We start from the raw sequence: 851 nt of genomic DNA, 5'->3' as shown, positions 1-851 counted from the left end.
CACCGAGACCCCGCCGACCCCGATGGCCGCCCAGCCGGCGGCGACCGGTGCGGTCAAGGATGCGCCGAAGGAGCCGGCGAAGCCCGCCCCGAAGGCGCAGGCCGAGACCCACGCGGCCCCGAAGAAACCCGAGGCTGCCAAGAGTTCGGATGGCAAGACTTCGGATGGCAAGTCGGCCGCGTCCAAGCCCGCATCGTCTCAGAAAACAGCAAAACAACCGCCCAAGGAGGCTACGGACGACCCGCCCCTCGCCCTGCCGCGCCTGCGCGCCCAGGCCGTGATCGAGTATCTGCTCCAGGCCGGGGTCCGGCCGGACCAGGTCGGCGCCGGGCCGGATGCGCCGGCCGGCCCCGTCATCCTCGCGCTGCTGCCGTGAGGGAAGGACCGCGCGCCCGCGCCGGTTTGCGCCTATGATCGCCGCCGCATGACGTTCGTGACCGACCCATATCCCGACCCGATCCGTCATTCTGAGATGCCGCGAAGCGGCCTCGAAGGCGGGTGCCGGGGATCGCCGCGGCATTCGGGGGCCTCCTGCGAGGCGGCCGCGGCGCGGCGGCCCGTGGGGGGCTGTGAGCTGCTCGATTCATCGCGCGGGGCGGGCGATGACGAGGCCGCGTTTCTCAAAAGGGCCATCCCGCCGCGCGAGCCGCGGTGGGACGTCTCCCGCAGGTTTGGGGCCGAGGTCGATGACGGAACGCGACGGGCGCCCTGTCCCGAGGCGCAAGCGCGTTCGGCGCCCGGGAGACCGAAGGGCGATCGATCGAGGGCCTCCGGGCCTCTCCGGATGAGGGAGCGGGGCGGGCAGCCCTGCCGGAGCGCCGCCGGGAAGGCCGAACGGCCGTGACGCTGCT

General features: G+C 73.3%; 1 pseudogene. It reads left to right on the top strand.

Features of this window, described 5'->3' with window-relative positions:
- A pseudogene (locus tag FV228_RS33595) lies at nt 1-376 on the top strand (hypothetical protein); the annotation flags it as partial.
- Nucleotides 377-851: the final 475 nt, after the last annotated feature.

Origin of the sequence: Methylobacterium sp. WL18 (assembly GCF_008040015.1) — a bacterium.
Lineage (GTDB): Bacteria > Pseudomonadota > Alphaproteobacteria > Rhizobiales > Beijerinckiaceae > Methylobacterium > Methylobacterium mesophilicum.
Note: the sequence above shows the minus strand (reverse complement) of the source record. Positions and strands in the feature narration are given on the sequence as shown.